General features: G+C 67.6%; 20 protein-coding genes. 11 read left to right on the top strand and 9 right to left on the bottom strand.

Going from position 1 to position 22,179, the window contains the following annotated elements; genetic code table 11:
* The first annotated feature begins 36 nt into the window (after window positions 1–36).
* Together H0X95_RS04415 and H0X95_RS04410 are read left to right on the top strand one after the other, a co-directional pair.
* A complete protein-coding gene (locus tag H0X95_RS04415) occupies window positions 37–1,437 on the top strand; it encodes an MFS transporter (protein WP_006487206.1) in 1,401 nt (466 codons plus the stop codon).
* A gap of 172 nt (window positions 1,438–1,609) precedes the next feature.
* Window positions 1,610–2,164: a GNAT family N-acetyltransferase gene (locus tag H0X95_RS04410; protein ID WP_006487190.1), complete on the top strand. Its 555-nt coding sequence runs from the start codon at window positions 1,610–1,612 to the stop codon at window positions 2,162–2,164.
* Between the two features lie 12 nt (window positions 2,165–2,176).
* On the opposite strand, the gene H0X95_RS04405 is transcribed toward H0X95_RS04410, so the two are convergent.
* From H0X95_RS04405 to H0X95_RS04395, 3 genes are all read right to left on the bottom strand, one after another.
* The gene (locus H0X95_RS04405) at window positions 2,177–2,575 is read right to left on the bottom strand and encodes a RidA family protein (RefSeq protein WP_034202185.1); all 399 of its coding nucleotides are present in this window, start codon (window positions 2,573–2,575) and stop codon (window positions 2,177–2,179) included.
* Window positions 2,576–2,662: 87 nt separating this feature from the next.
* Window positions 2,663–3,589 (bottom strand): ADP-ribosylglycohydrolase family protein, encoded by a 927-nt coding sequence (locus tag H0X95_RS04400; protein WP_077175845.1) that lies wholly within the window; start codon window positions 3,587–3,589, stop codon window positions 2,663–2,665.
* A 160-nt stretch (window positions 3,590–3,749) separates the two neighbouring features.
* Window positions 3,750–4,652, bottom strand: a complete 903-nt coding sequence (locus tag H0X95_RS04395; protein WP_062910416.1) for a hypothetical protein — start codon at window positions 4,650–4,652, stop codon at window positions 3,750–3,752.
* Between the two features lie 310 nt (window positions 4,653–4,962).
* On the opposite strand from H0X95_RS04395, the gene H0X95_RS04390 reads away from it, so the two are divergent.
* Both H0X95_RS04390 and H0X95_RS04385 read left to right on the top strand, forming a co-directional pair.
* Entirely contained in the window at window positions 4,963–5,376 is a 414-nt protein-coding gene (locus tag H0X95_RS04390) for a PPC domain-containing DNA-binding protein (protein ID WP_058903250.1), read from the top strand.
* 75 nt (window positions 5,377–5,451) lie between these two features.
* Window positions 5,452–5,955 (top strand): DUF4274 domain-containing protein, encoded by a 504-nt coding sequence (locus H0X95_RS04385; RefSeq protein ID WP_006496938.1) that lies wholly within the window; start codon window positions 5,452–5,454, stop codon window positions 5,953–5,955.
* A 113-nt stretch (window positions 5,956–6,068) separates the two neighbouring features.
* Here the strand turns inward: H0X95_RS04385 and acnB are convergent, their stop codons facing one another.
* On the bottom strand, window positions 6,069–8,654 hold the full coding sequence (gene acnB / locus H0X95_RS04380) for a bifunctional aconitate hydratase 2/2-methylisocitrate dehydratase (protein ID WP_059720751.1): 2,586 nt from the start codon (window positions 8,652–8,654) through the stop codon (window positions 6,069–6,071).
* A gap of 387 nt (window positions 8,655–9,041) precedes the next feature.
* Between acnB and H0X95_RS04375 the strand changes: the two genes are divergently transcribed.
* Window positions 9,042–9,827, top strand: a complete 786-nt coding sequence (locus H0X95_RS04375; protein WP_230205707.1) for a BPL-N domain-containing protein — start codon at window positions 9,042–9,044, stop codon at window positions 9,825–9,827.
* A gap of 22 nt (window positions 9,828–9,849) precedes the next feature.
* Here H0X95_RS04375 and H0X95_RS04370 read toward each other — a convergent pair whose 3' ends face one another.
* The 3 genes from H0X95_RS04370 to H0X95_RS04360 form a co-directional block, all read right to left on the bottom strand.
* Window positions 9,850–10,323, bottom strand: coding sequence for a nuclear transport factor 2 family protein (locus H0X95_RS04370; protein ID WP_059720753.1), 474 nt, complete (start codon window positions 10,321–10,323; stop codon window positions 9,850–9,852).
* 121 nt (window positions 10,324–10,444) lie between these two features.
* Entirely contained in the window at window positions 10,445–10,693 is a 249-nt protein-coding gene (locus H0X95_RS04365; RefSeq protein WP_006487226.1) for a hypothetical protein, read from the bottom strand.
* A 477-nt stretch (window positions 10,694–11,170) separates the two neighbouring features.
* Complete coding sequence (locus H0X95_RS04360) at window positions 11,171–11,605, bottom strand: universal stress protein (RefSeq protein ID WP_012493398.1); 435 nt, start codon at window positions 11,603–11,605, stop codon at window positions 11,171–11,173.
* Window positions 11,606–11,948: 343 nt separating this feature from the next.
* Between H0X95_RS04360 and H0X95_RS04355 the strand changes: the two genes are divergently transcribed.
* The 6 genes from H0X95_RS04355 to H0X95_RS04330 all read left to right on the top strand — a co-directional run bounded on the left by H0X95_RS04355 (window position 11,949) and on the right by H0X95_RS04330 (window position 16,920).
* On the top strand, window positions 11,949–13,433 hold the full coding sequence (locus H0X95_RS04355; RefSeq protein ID WP_006487199.1) for an amidase: 1,485 nt from the start codon (window positions 11,949–11,951) through the stop codon (window positions 13,431–13,433).
* A 337-nt stretch (window positions 13,434–13,770) separates the two neighbouring features.
* The gene (locus tag H0X95_RS04350; protein WP_196445894.1) at window positions 13,771–14,457 is read left to right on the top strand and encodes a hypothetical protein; all 687 of its coding nucleotides are present in this window, start codon (window positions 13,771–13,773) and stop codon (window positions 14,455–14,457) included.
* A gap of 132 nt (window positions 14,458–14,589) precedes the next feature.
* Complete coding sequence (locus H0X95_RS04345) at window positions 14,590–15,420, top strand: arylamine N-acetyltransferase family protein (RefSeq protein ID WP_196445893.1); 831 nt, start codon at window positions 14,590–14,592, stop codon at window positions 15,418–15,420.
* A 100-nt stretch (window positions 15,421–15,520) separates the two neighbouring features.
* Window positions 15,521–15,697: a ribbon-helix-helix protein, CopG family gene (locus H0X95_RS04340; RefSeq protein WP_006487211.1), complete on the top strand. Its 177-nt coding sequence runs from the start codon at window positions 15,521–15,523 to the stop codon at window positions 15,695–15,697.
* A 1-nt stretch (window position 15,698) separates the two neighbouring features.
* A complete protein-coding gene (locus tag H0X95_RS04335; RefSeq protein ID WP_006487203.1) occupies window positions 15,699–16,049 on the top strand; it encodes a VOC family protein in 351 nt (116 codons plus the stop codon).
* Between the two features lie 7 nt (window positions 16,050–16,056).
* The gene (locus H0X95_RS04330) at window positions 16,057–16,920 is read left to right on the top strand and encodes a class I SAM-dependent methyltransferase (protein ID WP_006487235.1); all 864 of its coding nucleotides are present in this window, start codon (window positions 16,057–16,059) and stop codon (window positions 16,918–16,920) included.
* Between the two features lie 22 nt (window positions 16,921–16,942).
* On the opposite strand, the gene H0X95_RS04325 is transcribed toward H0X95_RS04330, so the two are convergent.
* Together H0X95_RS04325 and H0X95_RS04320 are read right to left on the bottom strand one after the other, a co-directional pair.
* Window positions 16,943–21,784 (bottom strand): NAD-glutamate dehydrogenase, encoded by a 4,842-nt coding sequence (locus H0X95_RS04325; RefSeq protein WP_196445892.1) that lies wholly within the window; start codon window positions 21,782–21,784, stop codon window positions 16,943–16,945.
* 191 nt (window positions 21,785–21,975) lie between these two features.
* A complete protein-coding gene (locus H0X95_RS04320) occupies window positions 21,976–22,164 on the bottom strand; it encodes a 4-oxalocrotonate tautomerase (protein WP_006487223.1) in 189 nt (62 codons plus the stop codon).
* Between the last annotated feature and the right edge of the window lie 15 nt (window positions 22,165–22,179).

Below are 22,179 nucleotides of genomic sequence, written 5' to 3'. Positions count from 1 at the left end.
CCGGCCCACCGGAAAGAGATCCAGGAGACACCCCGCATGAGCACTTTCGACAACGTCGTGGCCGGCAGGGCCACGATGGAAGCTGCCGCCTCCACGCCCGGCGCGATCATCGCGCGGCTCGAGCGGCTTCCGGCCAACTCGATGCAGATCCGCGCACGCGTGCTGATCGGCACCGCGACGTTCTTCGACGGCTTCGACGTGATCACGATCGCGGCGACGCTGCCGCTGCTGATTCACAAATGGGGGCTGTCGCCGACGCAGATCGGCATGCTGATCGCGTCCGGCGCGATCGGCCAGCTGATCGGCGCGTTCCTGTTTCCCGCGCTCGCGGAAAAGCACGGCCGCGTGAAGGCGATCGCGTGGAGTTCGGCCGTGATCGGCATCACGAGTATCGCGTGCGGCTTCGCGCCGACCTTCGAGGTGTTCGTGCTGCTGCGGATCCTGCAGGGGCTCGGGCTCGGCGGCGAGTTGCCGGTCGCCGCGACGTACATCAACGAGATCACGCGCGCACATGGCCGCGGCCGCTTCGTGCTGCTGTACGAGATCGTGTTCCCGATCGGCCTGCTCGTGTCGATGGCGCTCGGCGCGTGGCTCGTGCCGCGCTTCGGCTGGGAGATCATGTACTTCGTCGGCGGGCTGCCGCTGATCCTGTCGCTCGTGCTCACGCACCTCGTGCCGGAATCGCCGCGCTGGCTCGCGTCGCGCGGGCGGCTCGCGGAAGCCGGGCGTGCGGTCGGCGTGTTCGAAGGATCGGTGCGCGGCGAGCTGCCGCCCGTCACGCAGGTGGCCGCGTTCGACGAACTGGTGCGCCAGCATCCGAAACGCAGGATGAGCGACCTGTTCAGCGCCGCGTATCGCAAGCGCACGCTCGCGGTGGCGACGTTGTGGGCGACCTGCGGGTTCATCCAGTACGGGCTGTCGACGTGGCTGCCGACGATCTACAAGAACTTCTATCACGCACCGCTGCAGCTCGCGCTGAATCTGGCGGTGATCGGCTCGGTGATGGGCGTGCTCGGGTCGCTCGCGTCCGCGCTGCTGGTCGACAAGCTCGGCCGCAAGCCGGTGATCGTGTGGTCGTTCGTGCTGTGCGCGCTGTCGCTGGCGCTCGCCGGCATCTATCACGCGTCGTCGGTGTACGTGGTCGCGATCTTCTGCTCGCTGTCGCTCGGGCTGATGGCGTCGGGCTTCATTACCGCGTACGTCTACACGCCGGAGCAGTATCCGACGAGCATCCGCGCGTCGGGCTGCGGGCTCGGCAGCGCGTGGCTGAAGATCGCGTCGTTCGTCGCGCCGATGGTCGTGCCGCACGCGATCATCGGCGGGAATCTCGCACCGGCGTTCTACCTGATCGGCGTCGTGCCGCTGATCGCGGCGCTGACCGTGCACTTCGTCGGGATCGAGACGAAGGGGAAGGTGCTGGAGGCGCTCGAGGCGTAAGCGCATTGCGCAGCGGTGGATGAGGTGAACCGAGAGGCCCGGGCGATGCTCCCGGGCCTCTTTGTTTCGGGGGCGCCTCGCGGGGGCGTGCAGGGTGCCGAGCGTACGCGCGATTGTTGGCGCGTGGCGCGCGTGTTCTAATTCACGGTCCCGATTTCGTCAGACGATTGCCATGCCCCTGTTCGAACCCGTCACGCTGCATACCGCTCGACTCGTGCTGCGCCCGCTTCGCGAAGCAGACGCGCCGACTTTCTTCGAGATCTGGTCCGATCCGGAAGCGATGCGCTACTTCTCGTTCTCGCCGATGACGCAGATCGAGCAGGCCGAGGCGCGCGTCGCGCGCAACGTGCAGACGTCCGCGAGCGGGGAGAGCCTGGTCTGCGTGCTCGAACTGCGGGAAACCGGCGAAGCGCTCGGCGAATGCGTGCTGTTCCATGCGAACGAGCAGTGCCGGCGAGCCGAGATCGGCTTCAGCCTGCGGCGCGCGTTCTGGCGCGGCGGATACATGTGCGAAGCGGCGTCGGCGATGATCGATCATGCCTTCGGCGCGCTGCGGCTGAACCGGATCGAGGCGGATATCGATCCGCGCAACGTCGCGTCGGCCGGGTTGCTTGAACGGCTCGGTTTCGTGCGGGAAGGGCTGCTGCGCGAACGCTGGATCGTCGGCGACGAAGTGTCGGACAGTGCGCTGTACGGGTTGCTGGCGAGCGATCGCGGCCGAGGCTGATGCGGCGGCCGGTTATTTCGCGGCAGGAACGATCGCGAACGCGTCCACTTCGACCAGTACCTCCGGGCGGAACAACGATGCCACGCCGACGAGCGCGCTTGCGGGCGGGCACGCGGTGTTGACCCAGCGGTCGCGCACCTCGCGAATCTGCGGCAACAGGCTCGAATCGAAATCGCGGACATAGATCGTCAGACGCGCGACGGATTCGAAGCCGACACCCGCGGTGCGAAGCGTATCGGCGATGTTCCTGAACACCTGATCGAGCTGCGTTGCATGATCGGCGCCGACAACCGCGCCCTCGGCATCGAACGGAACATGGCCGGACAAATACAGCGGTTGACCACCTTCGACGAGTATCGCTTGCGAAATGCCGGGAATCGTGGCGCCGGGGGGATTGATGGCACGTAGCATCGGAGCATCCTCTCAGGTTGATGCGGTTGTTCGGGGCGGCCCGGATCGGCCCGCCATCTTCGATTCAGGGGCGATCGGCAGCGGTATTCACAGCTTCGCGAGCCAGCCCTCGACCTTGTCTTTTCCGCGCAGCGTCGCAACCCATCGAGCGGGCAACGCCCGTTCGCCGTACACCACGCCGGCGAGGCTGCCGGCGATTGCCGCGGTCGTATCCGTGTCGTTGCCGAGCGCGATCGCGCGCTTCACGCAATCCTCGTAGCTGTCCGTCGACAGCAGGCAATGGATCGCCGACCAGAAGCTGTCGACCACATAGCCCGATCCTTGCGGTGCGTCGAAGCGGCCGTCGAGCACGATCTTCAGTTCGATTTCATCGGCCGTGCCTTCGTGGCGCGCGAGCAGTTCGTCCTCGGCCGTGCGCACCGCGTCGGGAGCCGACTGGCCGTCGACGATGCCCAGCGCCGTCAGGCAATAGAGCGCGCAGCAAAGCTGCGAACGCACGTGGCCGTGCGTGACGACGCTCTGCTTGCGCGCGAGCCGGATCGCGTCGTCGCGCGACGCCGCGACCATCACGACGGGAAAGCAGCGCATCAGCGAGCCGTTGCCGTTGTCGCGCTCGTCGCCGGGCCCGGCTGCCGCGGGCGCGGCGCCGGCCGCCAGCGCGTGGAACGCACGCTGCGTCTGCAGGCCGACGTCGAATACGCGGCCGTCCGGCGTGAACGCGCCGCGATGAAACCAGTCCAGCAGGTTGCCGGCGAACGTGTCGAGATTCAGGGCGTGCTCGCGCAGCAGCGCGTCGAGCAGCGCGAGCGCCTGCGCACCGTCGTCGCTCCAGGTGCCGGGCGGCACGCCGTCGTGCGCGCGCGCGAAGCCCGGCGGCGGCGTCATGTCGATCGCGGCGGGAGGCGGAATCGACGCGGCGTCGTGGAATTCGTACGGCACGCCGAGCGCGTCGCCGATCAGCAGGCCAAGCAGGCCGCCGCGCAGGCGGGAGCGTCGATTCGGAATCGGTGTCATCGAAAGGAATTCGGGTTGGGGCGGCGGAAAACCATGCACAAGACCTTGAGCTGAACCCCGTCATTATGCAGTCGCCGCCAATTGGCGTACTTTCCAGACTGTTCGCCGGCCGCCTTCGCGTGGTGGCGGCCGCAGTCGTCGTAGAAACGACCCGCGACGATCACGTCAACGCTCGCCCGGCCGCCACGTCGACAGGCACTTCGCGCTCCAGTGCCTTGGCGGCGAGTTCCCCGACCCAGTCTGCATCGGCGGGACCGACGACGCCATATTGATCCGGCGGAAAAAAAGCATAGTGATGAGCCGCCGCAGCCAGGCGCTCACATTCGGCGTGAGACAGCAGGTAGGACGTCACGGTCAATGGCGCCGCTGGTCCACTCCATCTCAATCCGATGCGGATATGGGTGCGTGGCGCAAATGCTATTGCCAATTCTCGCCGCGGGATCAATCGTTTCGTCTCCGAGGGGAACGTTGGCGGCGCGCCCCGACCGTCTGCCGCAATTCGATGATCCAGCACCAGCCAATGACCGGCGGACGTTCGGGCCAGGATCCACTGCCTGACTCGGGTCATGCTGGATTTGAGCTTGCCGTCGATCCATTCCTCGACGTAGAGGGGTTCCGGATCGTAGTCGTCCGACCACACGACGATTGCCGAGCATAGCGTATGGCGCTCCAATTCGACATGCCCGTTGGACGGCATTTCACGCCAGTACCGCTGTCGGGTGCCGTACGTCGCGACGCACCAGTTCAGGCCGATCCACGCTGCGATGAAGAGCGCCGTGACCCATATGACGGTGACGGCTGTTTCGCCAACCGCACGATCCATATCGAAGGCCCGATCGACCGTTCCGCGGTATGCAAGCATACCCAGCAAATACGCGAGCATCGGGATCGCAGGCCCGACTGCGACCGGCATCATCAGAATGGCGAGCCAGCTTCGGACATGCACGCTCCCCACCGACTTGGCGCGCGCACGCTCCTCATCGCTCATCGCCGCGACTTCCCGCGCGGCGATGTCGTCGCTTGGGGTGTGGAACCGCTCATACGTATTCTGGCATTTGGGCATTCGACGGGGCGTTCGGTGAAAGAGGGCGATAAAGCAGGGATTGCCTCGAGGAAGCGATTCTTGCATACGTTAGGGTCGGTTTTCATACGGACGCATGTGCGTTCGTACGGAAACGAACCGATGCGCTGCGGCTGGTGCGAAACCAGGCGGCAGGGGTCCGTATGCGGAGGCGCAGAGCCGAACGGTAGCGGATGAAACGACGCCGGGAAGACACCGACGCGCGGGGAGTATCGCGAGCGGATGACTTGCCGGATTCACGCGGCGAACGTACGCTTGATCGATACCACGATCGACCCACAGGTTCTCGACCATGCAAGCCCGTCCATTGCGTCTTTCCCCCGGCGACGATCTGCGCGGCGCCATCGAAGCCGCGTTGCATCGCCACGACTCGCACGCGGCCTTCGTGATCCAGGGCATCGGCAGCCTGAGCGTCGCGCAGTTGCGCTTCGCCGGCGTCGACCAGCCGACCGCGCTGCGCGGCGACCTCGAAATCCTGACGCTGGCCGGTTCGGTGTCGCCGGACGGCGCGCATCTGCACATGTCGGTCTCGGATGCGGACGGCCGCGTGACCGGCGGCCATGTCGCGAGTGGTTGCGTGGTGCGCACGACGGCCGAGATCCTGCTCGCGCTGCTGCCCGCGCATCGCTTCTCGCGCGAGCCCGATGCGGGCACCGGCTTCAACGAACTGGTGATCCGTCGCGAGCCGGGCGGCGACGCCGCATGAGTATCGCGAAGCGGCGCTAGAATCGCCGGTCATCGAAGCACTTCCCGTTACCGCTCATTCCGCAAGACGCACTCCATGGACGACACCGAAATCGAACAGAAAATGTGGGACATCGTCCGGACCTGGCTCGAAGGCGCGACGCCCGAGCAGTGGCACCGGTTCGCCGCACGCTCCAATTACGACGGCAACGGCCGCGCGTTGCGCTGGCTGCTGGACAACCGCAACGTCGATCGCGCGACCGCGTTGCTGATCTACTGGAATCTCGGCGCCGCGTGGTTCGTGCAGTATGCGGACGAAAACGCCGCGTCGTATCAACGGGATACGTTCCGGTTGCTGCGCGAGATCGAGCAACGTTACGCGGAAGGCTATTACGCCGATCACGGAATCTGGTTCGATCCGCACGACTTCGATGGCGCGGGGCCGAACGATTATCCGGACGTACCGGTCGTGCGGCCCGTGCCGGCACTGATGCTGCAGCCGACCGACGGCCGCGAGTACGTCGATCTCGACGAAGCGGACGGCTATGACGAAGGCCTGCCGTTCGACGTGGTCGAGCGGCTGCACGCGCTGCTCGACTGACCGCGCGGGCGCGTCCGTTCGCCGACGCATAAAAAAAGCGCCGCGGCCATTCGGCCCGCGGCGCCTTTCGGTGCGCTGCGACGTCGACTTCCCGTCGCAGCCCGACTGCGTGCTTACATCTGCACGGTGTCGGCCACTTCCTTGAAGTCTTCGATCTGGTCGAAGTTCATGTACTGGTAGATCTTGTCGCCGTTGGCGGTGAGCACGCCCATGTCGGCCATGTACTCTTCCTTGGTCGGGATCTTGCCCAGACGCGAGCAGATCGCCGCCAGTTCCGCCGAGCCGAGGTACACGTTCGTGTTCTTGCCGAGGCGGTTCGGGAAGTTGCGGGTCGACGTCGACATGACCGTCGCGCCTTCGCGCACCTGTGCCTGGTTGCCCATGCACAGCGAGCAGCCCGGCATTTCGGTGCGGGCGCCGGCCGTGCCGAACACACCGTAGTGGCCTTCTTCGGTCAGTTGCTTCTGGTCCATCTTGGTCGGCGGCGCGACCCACAGCTTGACCGGAATGTCGCGCTTGCCTTCGAGCAGCTTCGACGCGGCGCGGAAGTGACCGATGTTGGTCATGCACGAGCCGATGAACACTTCGTCGATCTTCGCACCGGCGACGTCGGACAGCGTCTTCACGTCGTCCGGGTCGTTCGGGCAGGCGACGATCGGCTCATGGATGTCGGCGAGGTCGATCTCGATGACGGCCGCGTATTCGGCGTCGGCATCCGGCGACAGCAGTTGCGGGTCGGCCAGCCACTGTTCCATCGCCGCGATGCGGCGCTGCAGGCTGCGCGGATCCTGGTAGCCCTGCGCGATCATCCACTTGAGCAGCGTGATGTTGCTGTTCAGGTACTCGATGATCGGTTCCTTGTTCAGGCGCACCGTGCAACCGGCAGCCGAACGCTCGGCGGACGCATCCGACAGCTCGAACGCTTGCTCGACCTTCAGGTCGGGCAGGCCTTCGATTTCGAGAATGCGGCCCGAGAAGATGTTCTTCTTGCCCTGTTTGGCGACCGTCAGCATGCCTTGCTTGATCGCGTACAGCGGAATCGCGTTGACGAGGTCACGCAGCGTGACGCCCGGCTGCATCTTGCCCTTGAAGCGGACCAGCACCGATTCCGGCATGTCCAGCGGCATCGTGCCGGTAGCGGCCGCGAACGCGACCAGGCCCGAGCCTGCGGGGAAGCTGATGCCGATCGGGAAGCGCGTGTGCGAATCGCCGCCGGTGCCGACGGTGTCGGGCAGCAGCATGCGGTTCAGCCACGAGTGGATCACGCCGTCGCCCGGGCGCAGCGCGATGCCGCCGCGCGTGCTGATGAAGTTCGGCAGCGTCTGGTGCGTCTTCACGTCGACCGGCTTCGGATACGCGGCGGTGTGGCAGAACGACTGCATCACGAGATCGGCCGAGAAGCCGAGGCACGCGAGGTCCTTCAGTTCGTCGCGGGTCATCGGGCCCGTGGTGTCCTGCGAGCCGACCGAGGTCATCTTCGGTTCGCAGTACGTGCCCGGGCGCACGCCCTGGCCTTCCGGCAGACCGCACGCGCGGCCGACCATCTTCTGCGCGAGCGAGAAGCCCTTGCCGCTGTCGGCCGGCTGGTGCGGCAGGCGGAACAGCGTCGACGGCGCGAGACCGAGCGCTTCGCGCGCCTTCGCGGTCAGGCCGCGGCCGATGATCAGCGGAATGCGGCCGCCGGCGCGCACTTCGTCGAACAGCACGTCGGACTTGACCTGGAATTCGGCGATGACCTTGCCGTCCTTCAGCGCCTTGCCTTCGTACGGGCGCAGTTCGACCACGTCGCCCATTTCCATCTGCGACACGTCGAGCTCGATCGGCAGCGCGCCGGCGTCTTCCATCGTGTTGTAGAAGATCGGGGCGATCTTGCCGCCGAGGCACACGCCGCCGAAGCGCTTGTTCGGGACGAACGGAATGTCTTCGCCGGTGAACCACAGCACCGAGTTGGTGGCCGACTTGCGCGAGGAGCCGGTGCCGACCACGTCGCCGACGTAGGCGACCAGGTGGCCCTTTTCCTTCAGCGATTCGATGAACTTGACCGGGCCGCGCTTGCCGTCTTCTTCCGGCGTGATGCCCGGGCGCGCGTTCTTCAGCATCGCGAGCGCGTGCATCGGGATGTCCGGGCGGGTGGTGGCGTCCGGCGCCGGCGACAGGTCGTCGGTGTTGGTTTCGCCCGTGACCTTGAATACGGTGATGGTCAGGCTTTCCGGCACTTCCGGACGGCTCGTGAACCATTCGGCATCGGCCCAGCTCTGCAGCACGGCCTTCGCGTGCGCGTTGCCCTTGTCGGCGAGTTCCTTCACGTCGTGGAACTGGTCGAACATCAGCAGGGTTTTCTTCAGCGCGTCGGCGGCGACCGCGGCGACGGCCTCGTCGGACAGCAGCTCGATCAGCGGCTGGATGTTGTAGCCGCCGAGCATCGTGCCGAGCAGCTCGGTCGCGTGCGCACGCGAGATCAGCGGGCAGGCGGTCTCGCCCTTGGCCACGGCGGCCAGGAAGCCGGCCTTCACGCGGGCGGCTTCGTCGACGCCGGCGGGCACGCGATGGGTGATCAGCTCGAGCAGCGTCTGCTCTTCGCCGACGGGCGGGTTCGTCAGCAATTCGACCAGTTCGGCGGTCTGCTGAGCCGTCAGCGGCAGGGGAGGAATACCGAGCGCGGCGCGGGCGGCCACGTGAGCACGAAAGTTTTCAAGCATGGGGAGACCTGCTGATATTGCGTTTGAGGGGAAGGCCTTGCCGGCACTCCGGGGCTATTCCAGGCACTGCTTTGAGCGGGATTCTAATCTCAATGGTGTGCAACGTCAAATGTCTTATGTCTTATATAAGAGTTGGCAATGCGAAACACGGAAGGCGGGGTTGCATGGCGGGAGGCGGCCTTGTCGGGCGCGGTCGGGCGGGCGAGTGCAGGGTGTCGGCTCAGGCCGCCGGTGCCGCATATATCTGCACAAGCCCGCAGGAAACGGTACACACCGGGCGCGTTCGGGCCGCTACGCTTGCCGTCACGCAGCTTGCAATCGGGTTTCGGAACTGGAGGCGGAAGTCGTCGCGCCCCTGTCGATTCGACCCGGGCGGCGGCGATTTCCTTGACTCCGGCGATCCACGACATGCGCTCCAGAGACGCGATTTTCCTGATGGCGACGCTCGTCGCGTCGCCGGCCGTTCACGCGGCCGCGCCCGGCGACGAAGCGCGCGACGCGGCGAGCCGGCCGGTCGCGCTGGTCTATCGCGGGCCTGCCGCCTGCGACGGGTGCCCCGAAACCATCGCCAGACGCCTGCGGGAATCGGACTACCGGTTCCGGGTGATCTACGTGGGGCCGGCGGAACGGCTCAAGATCACGCCCGCGGCGCTGGCCGGTGCGGCGCTCTATGTGCAGCCCGGCGGCGGGCAGGACATTCCCGGCGCGGCCGCCAGCATCGGTCGGCCTGCGATCAGGGCCGTGCGGCATTACGTGGCGAACGGCGGCCGATACCTGGGGCTTTGCATGGGCGCCTACCTGGCCGGCGCGCAGGGGTTCGGGCTGGTTGCCGGCGATATCGACTCCGAGGTCGACCGGCCGGGCTCGACGCTTCACGGCATCGCGGACACGGTGACGCCGGTCGTCTGGCGCGGGAAAAAGCGCTGGATCTATTATCAGGACGGCGCGAGGCTCCCGGTCGCGCCGATCGGCTCCGGCGGGATCGTGCTGGCGATCTACCCGAACAAGGACATCGCCGCCGCCACGTACCGCTACGGCAAAGGACGCGTCGGCCTTGCCGGCCCGCATCCGGAGGCCGATGAAAGCTGGTATCGCCAGAACGGCCTGTCGAACCCGGACGGCGTGGTGCCGGACATGGCCTACGACCTGATCGACGCGACGATGAAGCCGTAGCGAAGCGGCCGCGGGGCGTGGCCTATTTCCGCTTGGCGCGATACGCGTCGAGATTTTTCCGTGCCTGCGCGCGGATCGCGCGCTGCATGAAAGGCGTCCAGCCGAGCAGCGCGCCCTTCATCCCGAGCGCCTGACGCGCCCAGCGCCACAGGTCGAAATGGTCGCGATGCTCGACGATGCGTCCGTCGCGAAACCGGAAACGCGCGTCGATCCGGTTGACCACCCTCCGTCCGGTCGCGGCGAACCGGTAGTCCGCGCGCCATTTCGCGCGCCCGGCCTGGTCGTCCGCGGCGACTTCGCCGAACGTCAGCGAGAATTCCTGCGCCCGCGCGACCAGCATCCGCCACATGTCGCGTGCGAGCTCGCCACGCAGCTCGCCGAACGCGGGATCGCTGAACACGATGTCGTCGGCATAGCACGCGAGCATCGCGTCGATGTCGCGCTGCTGGAAGGCCGTGTAGAAGCGCTGGATCAACGCGGTGTTCGGATCGGTCATGTCGGGCGTAAAGGGGGCAGGGAGGGCGGACGGCAACGTCCGTATCGGGACAGTGGGGCAGGCAGCGCGAACCGGCGCCCGCGACTTCGGGCGCGGCCGGCTCGCCGCCGGATGCGGCGCGTCAGCGGGCCGCCATCGCGACGTCCTGATCGCTGCGTCCCGTCACCAGGCAGCCCGACATGAAGGCCTCGCTCTGGCTACCGGCGGCGGCTTCGCCGAAGCCGCGACCGAGCGCGTCGGCCTTGACCTGCGCGGCGCCTTGCTCGCACGCGAGCGGGCTGGCGTCGCGGCCCTGCGCGTGCAGGATCGCGCGATCGCCGATGAGATAGGCCAGCAGTGCAAAAACGGCGATATGTACGGCTCGTCTCATGGTTCGTCTCCTCGTCGCTCAAGCGTAACGCGGACACGTTCGACGAAGCACTTGGGGCTTCCCCCGGTAAACGTCTGCTGAAAGCGCTGGCGGAGCGGGACGATCCTGTCCCGTTTTTCGGTCGCCGCCCGACGGGCGGGCAATGCGCGGGAGTTTGACGAATGTCAGGGTGCGGGCGGGCGGCGGTGGTCGCACGGCCGTTCGAAGCGATAGCATGAATGCATGATTTGACGGCACGCGATGCGGGGGCGATGCATCGGGTCCGGCAAGCACGCAAATGTCGAATATCGCTGTCGAAATAGTGAGGAAACCAAAATGTTGAACGTCTCTTCCGTCCTGATCAGTCTTGCCCCGATGTGGGCCATCCTGCTGCTGGCGTCTTCGGCGGCCGCCTATTTCGTGTTCTGGCGCAAGGTCATCGATTGAGCGCCGCGCGACAGCGTGCGCACGATGCGCACGCATGACGCGCCGTTTCCGTCATTGCACCGCCGTCACCGGCACATTCGAAATCCGCACCAGCCGCGCCATCACGCTGCGCCGAAACACCGACATCAACGCGTGCAGCGGATCGCGTCGCGGCCCGGCCACGACGATCTCGTCGCACCCGGTCTCGGCCGCCGTGGCCGCGATCGTGTCGGCCACCGGCCCGACCTTCATCACGACGCTGAACTTCACGTCCGCATCGCGCAGGATCCGCTCGGCCATCGCGAGATCGTCGGTCGCGAATTGCGTCTCGATCGCGCGCAACCGCGACAGCGGGTGATAGGCCTCGAGCCGCGTCGATTCCAGCGGCGCCTGCACGTTGATCAGCACGACCTCCGATGCGCAGCGCTCGCGATACAGAAACGTCGCGTGCCGGACGGCCTGAAGCGAGCGCGGTGAATGACCGACCGGAACCAGCAGCTTGAGCATGGACGATGAACCCGGAAACGAAGTGCTTCCAGCGTAGCGTGCGGCCGCACGAAGCGATCTAAAGAGATCGGCCGGCCGCATAAAAATGTCGTTAACGCGCGCGGTCCCGTGACGCACCAATTAAAAATATAAGAAATTTAAGTTTATGCGCATAAACGGCAGCGAGCGGCGTCGCCCGTTCCGCCCGGTCGTCGCCGGCCGTTCGCGCGAGCGCGATTCAGTCGGATCCGCAATGAATTGCGCCGCAAAATATCGGAGGTCGCCCGGGGCGCGTCGCGTAGAGTAGAGCGTCGGCCGCCGCCCGGCGGCGCGCCATCCGCTACCGCTTCCCAGGAGACCCCGCATGCCGCACGGCGCCCCGCAGTTTCTCGCTCCCGCTTCCATTTCCGTCGATCCGGTCGTACGCCTGTCGGCCGGCGAGCTCGCGTCGGCGATCCGCAGCAAGGCGGTGTCGTGCGTCGAGACGATGCGTGCGTATCTCGATCACATCGAGCGCGTGAACGGCGCGATCAACGCGATCGTCGCGCTGCGCGATCGCGATGCGCTGCTGGCGGAAGCCGCGGAAAAGGACGCGGAGCTGGCGCGCGGTGAGTATCGCGGCTGGCTGCACGGGATGCCGCAGGCGCCGAAGGATCTGGCGATGACGAAGGGGCTGCGCACGACCTACGGCTCGCCGATCTTCCGCGAGAACGTACCGCAGGCCGATTCCGTCGGCGTCGCGCGGATGCGCGCGGCCGGCGCGATCTTCATCGGCAAGACCAATACGCCCGAGTTCGGGCTCGGTTCGCATACGTTCAACGAAGTCTACGGCGCGACGCGCAACCCGTACGACCTGACGAAGAGCGCGGGCGGCAGCAGCGGCGGCACGGCGGCGGCGCTCGCGTCGCGGATGCTGCCGGTTGCGGACGGCAGCGATTTCGGCGGGTCGCTGCGCAACCCGGCCGCGTTCTGCAACATCTACGGCTTTCGCCCGTCGCAGGGCCGCGTGCCGCGCTGGCCGGGCGTCGACGTGTTCATGCAGCAGCTCGGCATCGAAGGGCCGATGGGGCGCACCGTCGGCGACGTCGCGCAACTGCTCGCGATCCAGGCCGGCTACGACCGCAACGATCCGCTGTCGCTCGCGGACGATCCGGCGGTGTTCGCGCAGCCGCTCGACGCGGACCTGCGCGGCAAGCGCATCGCGTGGGTCGGCGACTGGAACGGTTATCTCGCGACCGAGGCCGGCGTGCTCGCGCAGTGCGAGCACGGGCTGGCGACGCTGCGCGAGATCGGCTGCGACGTCGATGCCGCGCTGCCGGCGTTCGCACCCGACCGGATCTGGCGTCTGTGGCTCGCGCACCGGCACCTGCTGTCGGGCGGCGGGCTGCTCGCGCACTATCGCGACCCGGCGCGCCGTGCGCTGCTGAAGCCCGAGGCGATCTACGAGGTCGAAGGGCTGCTCGCGCTGCAGGGCGCGGCGGTGTTCGATGCGAGCGTCGAACGGACCGCGTGGCATCAGGCGGTGCTGAGCTTCTTCGATCGCTACGACTTCATCGCGGCGCCGACCGCGCAGGTGTTCCCGTTCGACGTCGACCAGCGCTGGCCGAAGGAGATCGCGGGCCGCGCGATGGACACCTACCACCGCTGGATGGAAACGGTCGTGCCGTGGACGCTGGCCGGCTGCCCGGTGATCAACGTGCCGGTCGGCTTCAACGACGCGGGGTTGCCGATGGGGATGCAACTGATCGGGCGTCCGCGCGCCGATCTCGCCGTGCTGCAGCTTGCGCGCGGCTACGAGCGGGCGGCCGACTGGGTGGCCCGGCGCGTGCCGGCGTGGATGGCCGCGTGATGCCGCGGCAGGCGGGCAACCGGTAGCCGGTAGCCAGTTGCCGGGGTGACGGAGCGGGCGGCGACGAGCTGCCCGTTTCGTTTTGCATCGCTCGACGCGACGTTCGCCGGCGCCCGCCGGACCCGACATCCGCCATTGATGCAGCCGGAGAACGAATCGGGATGCGCGCACGACATCGCTCGGCAAACGCGCGCGAATCTGCGTGACGGGGCTCGTCGGTCGCCGAATTGCAAGCGGCGCCGCCGCCGGATTTCGTTTCGATGTGTTTCAGTCGTTGCGGCGGCGCGCGACGCGCTTCGACAATATCGCCTCGACAATTCGGGCACGAGGAACACACATGAAGCACATTCGCGCGACGGGCCGGCATCTGGCCTCGGCAGGCATCGCGTTCGGCATCCTGGTGAGCGGCGCCGCGCACGCGCAGCTCGACCTGCAGTCGCTCGGCGCGTCGCTGCTCGGCGGCGGGCAGCAGCAGGCGGCGCCTGCGCAGGGCAGTGTCGCGCAATTGCTGCAGGCCTATGTCGGGGCGAACCAGCAGGTGCTGAACGGCCAGTCGTCGCTCGCATCGGCGATGGGTCTGACGGGGGCGGCCGGGCAGGCGCAGCAGGCCGCGAGTCAGTTGTCCGGTGCCGATGCGCTGTCGCCGGCCACGCTGTCGCAGATGGGCGGCGCGCAGCAATCGGTGTCGCAGGCGCTCGGCCAGGCGTTCGCGAGCGGCGGCGCCACGCACGGCCCGATCGACAAGCAGGCGTTCAGCAACGGCCTCGCGTCGCTCGGGCAGGGGCTCACGCAGTATTCGCAACTGCAGTCGGGGCTCGGCAATCTCGGTTCGACGAGCGCCGCGTCGTTGCTGCAGTCGGGCCTGAATCCGCAGAACATGCAGGCCGCGTCGTATATCGCGCAAAGCGCGCCGGGCCAGTTGCAGTCGCTGGCCGCGACGCTCGGCCAGGCCGTCCAGTTCGCGACGAGCCAGGGCATTTCGGTGCCGTCGGTCGCGTCGTCCGCGCTGAAGCTGCTGCCGTAACGTCAACGTGGCGCGGATGTGCGCGCGATGCGCGGCCGGCATCGCGCGCGTCGACCACGAACAATCGCCCCGCACAACATGGGGATTGCGCGCGATGCTATCGTGGCGGGTCCCTTTTATCGGTGCCGGTTCATGACTGACTCGTTCGACCTCTCGCGCTATTTCTCCCGCATCGGCTACGACGGCCCGGCCGCGCCGACGCTGGACGTGCTGCGCCGGCTGCATCTGCTGCATCCGCAGGCGATTCCGTTCGAAAACCTCAATCCGCTGACCGGCGCGCGCGTCGTGCTCGACCTGCCCGCGATCGTCGACAAGGTGGTCGAACGCCGCCGCGGCGGCTACTGCTTCGAACTCAACAAGCTGTTCTACACCGCGCTCACGACGATCGGTTTTCGCGTCACGCCGCTGATCGCGCGCGTGCGCTGGATGCGGCCGCCCGAGATCGTCACCGCGCAGACGCACATGTTGCTGCGCATCGACCTCGACGGGGCCGCGTGGCTCGCGGACATCGGCTTCGGCAGCGCGACGCTGACCGCGCCGCTGCGCTTCGTGCCGGGCGAGCGGCAACTGACGCCGCACGGCGCGTTTCGCGTGATCGACGCGCCGGTCGACGGCGAATTCGACATGCAGTTCGAAATCCCCGACGGCTGGCAGACGACCTACCGCTTCTCGCTGAAGCCGGCCGAATGGATCGATTACGACGCCGCGAACTGGTTCACGTCGACCTATCCCGAATCGATCTTCGTGAACGACCTGATCGCGTGCCGCGTGCTGCCGGACGGCCGCGCGGCGCTGCTCAACACCGCGCTGACGTTGCGCGACGCGGCGGGGGCCGGGCGCACGGTCACGTTCGACAATGCTGCCGACTGGGCCGCGTGCCTGCGCGACACGATCGGCATCAATACGGCGGGATTCGATCTCGACGCGCTGTTCGCGCGACTCGCGGCGCGCCCCGCGCGGTAACGCGAACCCCCGACATCCGACGGCGGCCCGCACGCGGGCCGCGACCATCCCGCGATCACCCTCGGTTGACTTTTGCTAGATTGCTAGCATACTAGTATCCATGACCGACGAAGAAGTGAAGCAATTCAACGTGTACCTGCCGCTCGGCCTGATCCGGCAGGTCAAGCATCGTGCCATCGAAACGGAGCAATCGCTGTCCGCGCTGGTGGCCGACGCGTTGCGCGCGTACCTGGCCGCGCCGCCGTCCGGCGCGGAACCGTCCAACAAGGAGGAGTGACATGTCATCCGAGCGGATCGAAGCCGTGTATCTGACCACCCACAACTGGGGCAAGTCGGCGAAGTTCTTTCAGGCGCTGGGCTTCAGGCTGGAGTTCGAAACCGACCACAATTCGGGCCAGTTGCGCAGCGGCGACGGTCCGTTCCTGTTCATCGCCGAAGTGCCGCCGAGCGAAACGCCCGACATGCAGGTCGTGCTCAAGGTGGCCGACGAGCAGGCGGTGCAGCCGCAGCCGATCGTCGAGGTCGTCACGCCGTTCGAGGACACGCACTGGGGCACGCGCGACATGACGGTGCGCGATCCGGACGGCCGGGTGTGGCGCCTGCAGGCGCCGGGCAAGCAGGGCGAGTGAGGTCGACATGACGGCTATCCGCGAAGACGACGCGCCCGACAGCACGGCCGCGCGCGTCGCGCTGTGGCGCGCGCTGCACGTCGAGCTCGACGCGCCGCCGCATGTGCTCACGGACGAAATCGGGTTGCAATTGCTCGCGCCGGCACCCGGCTGGCAGCAGCGCGGCGACATGGATCCGCAGTTCACGCGGCCGTTTCGCGCGTCGATCGTCGCGCGGGCGCGCTTCATCGAGGATCTCGTGGCCGAGCAGGCCGCGCGCGGCGTGCGCCAGTACGTGATCCTCGGCGCGGGGCTCGACAGCTTCGTGCAGCGTCGGCCGGACATGGCGTCGCGCGTGACCGTGTTCGAAGTCGACCAGCCGGCGCCGCAGCGCTGGAAGCAGCGCCGCCTGGTCGAGCTCGGCTTCGGCGTGCCCGACTGGCTGCGCTTCGTGCCGGTGGATTTCGAGGCGAAGCAGTCGTGGCGCGACGCGCTCGTCGGTGCGGGCTTCGATGCCGGCAAGCCGGCGGTCGTCGTATCCACCGGCGTCAGCATGTACCTGACGCGCGAAGCGAATGCGGCCGCGCTGCGCGAAGTCGCGTCGCTCGCGCCGGGCTCGACGTTCGCGATGACGTTCCTGCTGCCGCTGGAGAACGCGGATCCGGACGTGCGCCCGGGGATGGAAATGGCCGCGAAGGGCGCGCGGGCGAGCGGCACGCCGTTCATCAGCTTCTTCATGCCGGACCAGATCCAGGCGCTCGCACGGGAGGCCGGCTTCGCGAAGGCCGAACACGTGTCGGCCGCCGAGCTGACGCGCCGTTACTTCGCCGAGCGCACCGACGGTCTGCGGCCGCCGAACCGCGCGGAAGAGCTGCTGGTCGCGACGGTCTGACCCGTCGCGTCCGTCACACTCGTCACGCGCGTTCGAGCACGGCCATCTCCCGCACGACCACGAGCAGCACCGCGAGGCTCGCGCCGCCGGACGCGCGCAGATCCGCGAGCAGGTGTTCGTAGCGCACCAGCGCGGCTTCGCGGCGCGCGCGCCACGCGCCGACGATCGTCTCCGGCGTGGTCGAATCCGGCGACTCCGCGAGCGCGCTCGTCGCGAGCGTGCGCTTGAGCCGCGCGACTTCCGCGAGTGCGGCGGCGCGCGCGAGCATGTCCCAGTGCGTCGGCGTCGGCAGGTTCGCCGCGCGTTCGCCGATCCACCCGTAATTGAGCAGCGTGCCGAGCGAGAAATAGACACCGGCGACGAGTTCGAGGCTGCGGTTGCAGGTCGCCGCCACTTCGGCGATGTCGAGCAGCGCGGCCGAGATGTCGCCGCTCGCGACGCGTACCGCGAGCGCGCTGTCGACGCCGGCGTCGACCAGCACGCGCTGCCGCTCGGACAACGCATCGAGATCGTCGGCCGGCAGCAGCGACGGCAGTTGCGGGGCGAGCCGCGCCGCCGCGTCGCGACAGCGCGCGATCAGCTCGGCGACGCCGCCGTCGGCCACCGCGCCCGACTGCAGATGCCGCAGGAACCACAGCGCCGCGCGCTCCAGCAGCCGCGCGACGTCGACGAACATGCGCGCCTGCACGTCGTCGGCGACGCGGTTGTCGAGCGCGTCGATGTCGCGCCATACCGCATCGAGATCGAACACGTCGCGCGCCATGATGCACGCGCGGACGATGTCGCCCGGCTTCGCGTCGGTTTCCTCCATCAGCCGGTGCACGAATGCGCAGCCGACACGGTTCACGAGCGCGTTGGTCAGATGCGTCGCGAGAATCTCTTGGCGCAGCGGATGGCGGCGCATCGGCTCGCTGAAGCGCTGTTGCAGCGGCTTCGGGAAGTAGTCGACGAGCATCGCGGCCACCAGCGGATCCTCGGGCACGTCGGACTCGAGCAGCGCATCGTAGAGCCACATCTTGCTGTACGCGAGCAGCACCGCGCGCTCCGGCGACGTGAGGCCGAGCTTCGCGGCCTGCCGCTCGGCGACTTCGTCGTCGGTCGGCAGGAATTCGATCACGCGATTCAGGCGGCCCGCGCGTTCGAGCCAGCGCATCAGGCGCGCCTCGGCGTCGAGCAGCTCGACCGCATAGCGGCCCGCGATCGACAGCGCCTGCGTCTGGTAGTAGTTGTCGCGCAGCACCAGCAGTCCGACTTCGTCGGTCATCTCGGCGAGCAGTGCGTTGCGCTGCTTCTCGGTCATCTCGCCGTCGGACACGACGAGCCCGAGCAGGATCTTGATGTTGACTTCGTGATCCGAACAATCGACGCCGGCCGAGTTGTCGATCGCATCGGTGTTGATGCGGCCGCCGCGCTGCGCGAACTCGATGCGGCCGAACTGCGTGCAGCCGAGATTGCCACCTTCGCCGACGACCTTGCAGCGCAGGTCCGCGCCGTTCACGCGCACCGCGTCGTTCGCGCGGTCGCCGACCTGCGCGTGGGTTTCGCGCGCCGCCTTCACGTAGGTGCCGATGCCGCCGTTGTACAGCAGGTCGACCGGCGCCTGCAGGATCGCGCGGATCAATTCGGTCGGCGGCAGCGCGTGCGCGTCGATGCCGAGCGCGGCCTGTACCGCCGGCGACAGCGGGATCGTCTTCGCGGTGCGCGGATACACGCCGCCGCCCGCCGAAATCACCGACGTATCGTAGTCGGCCCAGCTCGAGCGCTCAAGCGCGAACATGCGCTGGCGCTCCGCGAAGCTCGTCGCCGGGTCGGGGTTCGGGTCGAGGAAAATGTGCCGGTGATCGAACGCGGCGACGAGCCGGATATGCGGCGACAGCAGCATCCCGTTGCCGAACACGTCGCCCGACATGTCGCCGACGCCGACCACGGTGAAGTCGGTCGTCTGCGTGTCGATGCCCATCTCGCGGAAGTGCCGTTTCACCGATTCCCACGCGCCGCGCGCGGTAATCGCCATCTTCTTGTGGTCGTAGCCGACCGAGCCGCCGGACGCGAACGCGTCGTCGAGCCAGAAGCCGTATTCGTGCGAGATCGCGTTCGCGTAGTCGGAGAAGGTGGCCGTGCCCTTGTCGGCGGCGACGACGAGATACGGATCGTCGGGGTCGTGGCGCACCACGTCGGGCGGCGGCACGATCGCGGTGCCGGCGAGGTTGTCGGTCAGGTCGAGCAGCCCGCGCAGGAACGTCTGGTAGCACGCGATGCCTTCGCGCATCCATGCCTCGCGATCGCTCTGCGGCGGCGGGTTCTTCACGACGAAGCCGCCTTTCGAGCCGACCGGCACGATCACGACGTTCTTCACCATCTGTGCCTTCATCAGCCCGAGCACCTCGGTGCGGAAATCCTCGCGGCGATCCGACCAGCGCAGGCCGCCGCGCGCGACGCGCCCGCCGCGCAGGTGCACGCCCTCGACGCGCGGCGAATACACCCAGATCTCGAACATCGGCTTCGGTTCGGGCAGGCCGGGCACCTTCGCCGGGTTGAACTTGAACGACAGGTACGGCTTCGATTCGCCGTTCGCGTCGGCGAGGAAGTAGTTCGTGCGTTCGGTCGCGTTGATCACGCCGAGGAACTGGCGCAGGATGCGGTCCTCGTCGAGGTTCGGCACCTGGTCGAGCGCGCCTTCGATCGCCTTCAGCAGCCGTTCGGCCTGCACGTCGCGCGTGTCGCCGATCCGCGGGTCGAAGCGCAGCACGAACAGCTCGACGAGTTGCCGCGCGATCGCCGGGTTGCCGGTCAGCGCGCGCTCGATATACGCGTCGCTGAAGGTCGAGCCGACCTGCCGCAGATATTTCGCATACGCGCGCAGGATCGTCACTTCGCGGGCGCTCAGGTGCGCGCGCAGCACGAGGCGGTTGAAGTCGTCGTTCTCGATCCGGCCGCTCCAGATCCGGTCGAACGCATCCTCGAACAGGCCTTTCACGCGCTCGATGTCGAACTCGGTATCGTCGGCGAGCTCGAGGCCGAAATCGTGTACCCATGCATGCGCGGCATCCTGCGTCTGGATCCGGTACGGCCGCTCCTCGTCGACGCGCACGCCGAGGTGTTCGAGCATCGGCAGGCTGCGCGACAGCGCGATCGGGTCGCCCGCGCGATACACCTTGAAGCGGAACGCGCGCGGCTCGGCCTCGATCGGCCGGTACAGGTTCATCGCGAGCTGGCCCGAGTCCTTCACGCGCTCGATCAGCTCGATGTCGCGCACGGCCGTGCGCGCCGGATAGTCGTCGCGATAGCCGGCCGGGAACGACTCGGCATAGCGCTGCAGCAGGCGGTTGCCTTGCTCTTCGCCGAATGCGTCGAGCAGCGCGTCGGCGAGATCGTCCTGCCAGCGGCGCGTGACCTGCACGAGCCGCGTTTCGAGTTCGCGCGTGTCGACGTCGGGCATCGTGCCGGGTTCGGCATGCACGACGAAATGAATCCGCGCGATCGCCGATTCCGACAGCAGCGGCGTGAATTCGACGTTCACGCCGTTGTACGCGTCGACCAGCAGCTTCGCGATGCGGCGGCGCAGGTCGGTGTTGTACTTGTCGCGCGGCACGAACACGAGGCACGACACGAAGCGGTCGAACCGGTCGCGGCGCACGAACAGGCGCGTGCGCTGGTGTTCCTGCAGGCGCAGGATGCCGAGCGCGATGTCGTAGAGCTGGTCTTCGTCGGCCTGGAACAGTTCGTCGCGCGGATAGGTTTCGAGCACCGTCACGAGCGATTTGCCGAGATGTCCCTTCGGCAGGAAGCCCGCGCGCCGCAGGATGTTCGCGCACTTGCGGCGCACGATCGGGATCTCGGCCGTCGACACCATGTACGCGGTCGACGTGTAGAGCCCGATGAAGCGGCGCTCGCCGACGACCTTGCCGTCGGCGCCGACGAGTTTCACGCCGACGTAGTCGAGGTAGCCGGGCCGGTGCACCGTCGCGCGCGAATTCGCCTTGGTCAGGAAGATCGGCCACGCGCCGGTGATGATGTCGGCGGCGGCCTGCGGCAGCGGCGTCACGTCGGGCGCGCCGGACGTGCGCAGCGCTTCGCGCAGGATGCCGAAGCCCGAGCCCTCGATGCCGCGCAGCCCGAAGCCCGTGCCGTCCGATACGAGCGCGTAGTCGCGCTGGCCGAGGAACGTGAAGTGATCGGCGGCCATCCATTCGAGGAACGCGCGCGCCTCGATGTCCTCCGCGGTCGATTCGCGCGCCTTCATCTCCTTGATGGTCGCGCGCACGATGTCGACGATCTTCGGCCAGTCCTCGACCGACGCGCGCACGTCGCCGAGCACGCGCGCGATGTCCTCGCGCAGCGTGTCGAGCAACGCGGCGTCGCCGCAGCGGTCGACTTCGAAATGGATGAACGACGCGAGCTGCGACTGGCCGTCGCCGGACGTCGCGCCGCCCGCGTCGACCCGCTCGATGCCGCCGCCGGCGCCGCGCCAGATGCGGAACACCGGATGCAGCGCCGAATGCAGCGCGAGCCCGAGGCGGTTGACGGCCATCGTCACCGAGTCGACGAGGAACGGCATGTCGTCGTTGACGATCTCGATCACCGTGTGGTCGGAATGCCAGCCGTGCTGTTCGAGGATCGGGTTGTACACGCGCAGGCGTTCGCTGCCGGGCACGAATTTCTGCGCGGTCTGCCAGTGTGCCATCGCGGCACCGTACAGGTCGGCGATGCTGCGGTTCTGCAGATCGTCGGCATCGACGAAATCGTAGTAATGACGCAGGAAGGGTTCGACGATCCGGAACGTGGCTTCGGGCAGGCGAGCGCGCGCGAATTCGACGACGTCGGAGAGCAGGTGTGCGACGACTTCCTCGTTCTTCGCTTCCATGGCGGTCTCCTCGTCGGGTGGCCATTGGCGGCTGCGTCTGTCCGGCATTATGCGCCGATTGCGTGACAAAGCGATGTGCGGGCGCACAACGGAGGCCGGCGGTGGAGCGGGCCTGCGGCGCCCGTCGCGGACGCCGCGGTGCAGGGTTCAGCGCAGGGCGGGCGACGCCGGCGCGACGCCGCCTTCGGCGCTCAGCGCTCGTCGCTCCACAGCTTGCCGGCCGTCGCCCAGTTCTCCTTCTTCACGTCGGTCAGGATGATGTCGACCGAGCCCGGCGCGCAGCCGAGCGTCTCGCACGTGACGCGCGTGATCGCTTCGACGAAGGCGCGCTTCTGGTCGACGGTGCGGCCTTCGAACAGCTGGATATTGAAAGTCGGCATGGCAAATGCTCCGGT

This window comes from Burkholderia sp. 9779_493, from assembly GCF_015712215.1.
In the GTDB taxonomy this organism is placed as follows: domain Bacteria; phylum Pseudomonadota; class Gammaproteobacteria; order Burkholderiales; family Burkholderiaceae; genus Burkholderia; species Burkholderia cenocepacia.
The sequence above is the reverse complement of the archived record's forward strand: the minus strand, read 5'-3'. Positions and strand labels throughout refer to the sequence as shown.

What these genes read in the sequence shown, in the direction of transcription:
- H0X95_RS04325 (WP_196445892.1), bottom strand. Translation starts at nt 21,784, where the DNA reads ATGGAAGCGAAGAACGAGGAAGTCGTCGCACACCTGCTCTCCGACGTC.
- H0X95_RS04355 (WP_006487199.1), top strand. Translation starts at nt 11,949, where the DNA reads ATGCCGCACGGCGCCCCGCAGTTTCTCGCTCCCGCTTCCATTTCCGTC.
- H0X95_RS04405 (WP_034202185.1), bottom strand. Translation starts at nt 2,575, where the DNA reads ATGCTACGTGCCATCAATCCCCCCGGCGCCACGATTCCCGGCATTTCG.
- H0X95_RS04395 (WP_062910416.1), bottom strand. Translation starts at nt 4,652, where the DNA reads ATGCCCAAATGCCAGAATACGTATGAGCGGTTCCACACCCCAAGCGAC.
- H0X95_RS04320 (WP_006487223.1), bottom strand. Translation starts at nt 22,164, where the DNA reads ATGCCGACTTTCAATATCCAGCTGTTCGAAGGCCGCACCGTCGACCAG.
- H0X95_RS04340 (WP_006487211.1), top strand. Translation starts at nt 15,521, where the DNA reads ATGACCGACGAAGAAGTGAAGCAATTCAACGTGTACCTGCCGCTCGGC.
- H0X95_RS04360 (WP_012493398.1), bottom strand. Translation starts at nt 11,605, where the DNA reads ATGCTCAAGCTGCTGGTTCCGGTCGGTCATTCACCGCGCTCGCTTCAG.
- H0X95_RS04410 (WP_006487190.1), top strand. Translation starts at nt 1,610, where the DNA reads ATGCCCCTGTTCGAACCCGTCACGCTGCATACCGCTCGACTCGTGCTG.
- H0X95_RS04370 (WP_059720753.1), bottom strand. Translation starts at nt 10,323, where the DNA reads ATGACCGATCCGAACACCGCGTTGATCCAGCGCTTCTACACGGCCTTC.
- H0X95_RS04335 (WP_006487203.1), top strand. Translation starts at nt 15,699, where the DNA reads ATGTCATCCGAGCGGATCGAAGCCGTGTATCTGACCACCCACAACTGG.
- H0X95_RS04345 (WP_196445893.1), top strand. Translation starts at nt 14,590, where the DNA reads ATGACTGACTCGTTCGACCTCTCGCGCTATTTCTCCCGCATCGGCTAC.
- acnB (WP_059720751.1), bottom strand. Translation starts at nt 8,654, where the DNA reads ATGCTTGAAAACTTTCGTGCTCACGTGGCCGCCCGCGCCGCGCTCGGT.
- H0X95_RS04415 (WP_006487206.1), top strand. Translation starts at nt 37, where the DNA reads ATGAGCACTTTCGACAACGTCGTGGCCGGCAGGGCCACGATGGAAGCT.
- H0X95_RS04350 (WP_196445894.1), top strand. Translation starts at nt 13,771, where the DNA reads ATGAAGCACATTCGCGCGACGGGCCGGCATCTGGCCTCGGCAGGCATC.
- H0X95_RS04330 (WP_006487235.1), top strand. Translation starts at nt 16,057, where the DNA reads ATGACGGCTATCCGCGAAGACGACGCGCCCGACAGCACGGCCGCGCGC.
- H0X95_RS04365 (WP_006487226.1), bottom strand. Translation starts at nt 10,693, where the DNA reads ATGAGACGAGCCGTACATATCGCCGTTTTTGCACTGCTGGCCTATCTC.
- H0X95_RS04390 (WP_058903250.1), top strand. Translation starts at nt 4,963, where the DNA reads ATGCAAGCCCGTCCATTGCGTCTTTCCCCCGGCGACGATCTGCGCGGC.
- H0X95_RS04400 (WP_077175845.1), bottom strand. Translation starts at nt 3,589, where the DNA reads ATGACACCGATTCCGAATCGACGCTCCCGCCTGCGCGGCGGCCTGCTT.
- H0X95_RS04385 (WP_006496938.1), top strand. Translation starts at nt 5,452, where the DNA reads ATGGACGACACCGAAATCGAACAGAAAATGTGGGACATCGTCCGGACC.